Source organism: Frankia sp. CcWB3, assembly GCF_977927595.1.
The window spans coordinates 1-3592 of record NZ_CDWRCK010000338.1 but is presented as its reverse complement, the minus strand read 5'-3'; the positions used below and the strand labels follow the sequence as shown (position 1 = coordinate 3592).

3 protein-coding genes are annotated in these 3592 nt (G+C 67.0%); all 3 read left to right on the top strand.

Translation table 11 applies throughout. The features are described 5' to 3' along the window. Positions 1-680 precede the first annotated feature (680 nt). A complete protein-coding gene (locus tag ACY5KJ_RS18690) occupies positions 681-2093 on the top strand; it encodes a type III PLP-dependent enzyme domain-containing protein (RefSeq protein ID WP_462187539.1) in 1413 nt (470 codons plus the stop codon). A gap of 362 nt (positions 2094-2455) precedes the next feature. Then, the gene (locus ACY5KJ_RS18685) at positions 2456-2902 is read left to right on the top strand and encodes a hypothetical protein (RefSeq protein ID WP_462187540.1); all 447 of its coding nucleotides are present in this window, start codon (positions 2456-2458) and stop codon (positions 2900-2902) included. Between the two features lie 293 nt (positions 2903-3195). Further along, positions 3196-3456, top strand: a complete 261-nt coding sequence (locus ACY5KJ_RS18680) for an NlpC/P60 family protein (protein WP_462187541.1) — start codon at positions 3196-3198, stop codon at positions 3454-3456. Positions 3457-3592 lie beyond the last annotated feature (136 nt).

The window sequence follows — 3592 nt, the reverse complement described above, 5'->3', positions numbered from 1 at the left end:
ACGGGGGGTGTGGTCACGGGGGGCGTCGTCGCGGCTCTCGTGGTTACGGAAGGCACGGCCGCGGAGGGCGCCGTGCGGCCGGCTGGGCCGCCGGCGGCGGCGTCACGAGCGGAAACCGTCATCGCGGGCGACTCCCTTTCGCGCAGGCTGATTGAGGGAAGCCTAACCTAAGCCAGTCGCACCATGGTTGCTCCGCGCAAGGTTATGGTGGCGCCAAGCAGACTTGGTGGTCTCTTCATAGTCCGTCCGGGGGAGTCGGGTTGCGGCAGAAACATCGGCCTCAGGCTGTGGTGTTTGCGGCATGTCCACTACACGCCCGTCGATCCGGATCAGACAACCGGTTATGGCGGTGACGAACGTCCCGCGATCGTCCGGCGGCACGGAAGCCGGAGGCGGTCCGTGTGAGGTATCAGGCACCGTTTGCGGATCCGATCCGTGTTTCGTCGCCCCACCATCGGGCTAGCCGACAGAGTCGGGTCCAGATGGAGACCACCCATCCGAGACCACCCGTCTGGACCACCCGTCTGGACTATGCGTCCGCGCTCGGCAGCCCGCGGCACACGCCATCGCTCCTGTGCGCCTGGCGGCAGAGTGGGTTGTCCTGTCCCTGGCGGACGACGCGGCTGAGCTCGGGCGCCTGAGGGAGTCTCGGACGACTGATGGAGTGAGGAGTCGATCTGGTGGACCTGCCGCCCTCGGCCGCGCCGCTGCGCGCCCTGCCCGCCGAAAGCCTCCCCCGCCCGGTGTTGACCGCGGTGCGTGACTGGCCGGCTGGCGCCGGAGAGGTCAGTGCCTACTTTTACGACCCGGCGGCGGCCGCGCGGAACGCCGCGGCGCTGCGGGCCTGCCTGTCCATGTGGGCGGAGGTCTGCTACGCGGTCAAGGCCAACAGCTTTCCGCCGATACTCGACGCCCTGTTGCGTGGGCCCGGTCCGGACATCCCTCGGTCGGGGCGGGAACGGAGTGACTCCAGCCTGGGCGCCACCCCGACCGGCGCCAGGACCGGCGCCAGCGGCCGGGGCATCGACGGTTTCGAGGTCTCCTCCGCGCACGAGGTGCGCCTGGCGCAGGCAGCGTACGGCCGGGTCGACCCCGCTCGGCGTCCCCACCTGGTCGCCTCCGGACCGGGGAAATCGATGACCCTGCTTACCGCGCTGGTCTCGGCCGACGTCGACGTCGTCAACGTCGAGAGCTTCGGTGAACTGCGCCGCCTGGACGCCGTCGCCGCCCGACTCGGCCGTCGGGTACGGGCGGCGGTGCGCGTCAACCCGGCCCGAGTGGGACTGGCAGGCTCCCTCCAGATGGGCGGTCGGCCGAGTGCGTTTGGCATTCCCGAAACGGAGGTCCCCGCCGCGCTCGAACTCGCGGCGGATCTGGCCCATATCGACGTCGTCGGATTCCATGTCCACGCGGTGTCCGGCAATCTCGATGCCGCCGCCCATCTGGGCTACGTCCGGTGGTGTCTCGATTTCGCCGCCCGGACGGCTGCCGCGGCCGGGATCGAGCTGCGGATGGTCGACGTGGGCGGTGGATTCGGGGTTCCGTTCGAACCGGACCGGCGCGGTGACCGGCCCTTCGACCTAATCCGATTTGGTGAGGGACTGAGTTCGCTGCCGGTTCCGGACGGAACTCGGGTAATCTTCGAGCCGGGGCGGATGCTGGTGGCCGACTCCGGCTGGTACGCCGCCGAAGTGATCGACGTCAAACATTCCTACGGGACGGAATTCGTGATTCTGCGTGGCGGAATTCATCATTTCGCGCTGCCGACATCGTGGGAGATCATCCATAACTTCGCCGTCGTGGAGAGATCGGGCCGGAACGGTGGGCCGGCGCCGGAGCCGAAGGACACGCGGGAGGCGGTGGTCGAAGGTCGTCCGGTGACGGTGGTCGGGGAGCTGTGTACGCCGGAGGACACCCTCGCCCGTGACATCACGGTCGATCGGGTGCGGTCGGGTGACGTCGTCGTCTTCCCCATGGCGGGTGCGTACGGCTACGAGTTCGCGCTGCCGGATTTCCTTGGCCACCCCCGAGCCCGGCGCGTCGAGCTTCAGGGAACGCGGCATGCTCCGTTTCCCACCGATCGGTCGAGCTGATCGGATACCCGGGAGAGGAATGTTCCCTCAGCACCAGGTTTAAGTTCATCGCTCCAGCCGCCATGGCAGTTATTTCTGGCATTCTGGGAAATATTAATCCAAGTCGCATTTTTCAGATTATTGACAATCTGTTGATGGGACGATGCGTACCGTTTATCGGTCTGGCGCCTAAATGGGACATTGCGGACGGCGGGGGCTGATGTGCCGTGGTTCTGGTCTGTTCGGCTGGTCAAAAGCAGGACTTCTGTCACAATGAATAGACAACTAGCAATCTATGGTGGCATTCCTATCGGATCAGCCGTGACTGCGGATCGGGAGTCACACCAGGACACGGCCGGGAGTATCGATCGGGGAGAAGACCCATGTTTTCGTACCTACATCGTCTCAGGACCATCAGCGTGCTCGGCGCGGCGACCCTCGTCGGCGGGCTGCTTGGCGGCGGTGGTTACGCATACGCGCAGAGCAGTTTCACCGGCAACCCCTGGGTGTTCCGGGCGACCAACCAGAGTGCCGAGGGGCTTCGTATCCAGTCGACGGGCGGGCCCAACGGCCAGCTGTTCATCGTCTACGACCATCTGAACCAACCCATCTTCGCCGTCAACAAGGCCGGCGGCGCCGGTGTGTTCGGGGACAACTTCAACGTCCACCAGGGCAACGACATCCTGCATCCTTGGGTGCGGATCAGCGTCACCGATCCGCAGCCCGCCGACTGCGTGACCACGGGCCAGCTCGTCCTCGGGGGCTCGACCGGTTCGGGTGGCCGCGTCTGGCGGTGCGTCGTCGGGCAGGGGTGGACGCCCGTCCTCTGACGGGACGTGGCCCGTGGCGGGATGCGGCCCGCTCGGACGATCGTGACGTCACGCGACGTCATGATCCGGTATCGCATTGCTTTTCAAGTAGCGCACGCCCTTTTGCCATGGCATCACATCAAGGTGCCGCTAAGCCTCACTGCCTATGGACGCCGGGGCGACAGCGCCGCACAGGCGACACTGAGCCGGCAGCCGGCCGGCGAATTTGGGGGACCTGAGCACGGTCTGCGGTCCCTGGACCGTGCCTTGCTCCCCATAACTCGGCCGCCGCGATCCTCGCCCGCGTTCCCACCATGACCGCCGCCCTGGACGCCGCGAGCGCCCCGGCCGGCGCATCCGGCCCGAGCATCCCGTTGACGCCCGTCTCGGCCTGGCAACCCGGCGACCCGCTCTTCGCCGCCGGTTCCGATGGCACCCCCGACAACCCCGGGCACGTCGGCATCTACCTCGGCGGCAACCAGGTGCTGCACGCCCCCACACCGGCGACGTCGTCAGCATCGTTTCGCTCGACCGGTACGAGAAGGTTACCGGCGCCACCAGACCTTCTGCGCTGACCCGCTGACCCGCTGACCAATGATCAGGTGATTCGCCGACCATGTCGGACCCATCCGCTGCGGGGGAGGGCCGGGTGGGGAATGACGTGACGGCGTCAGAGGCCCTTGGTGATGATCGTGACGGCCGCCTTGGCGT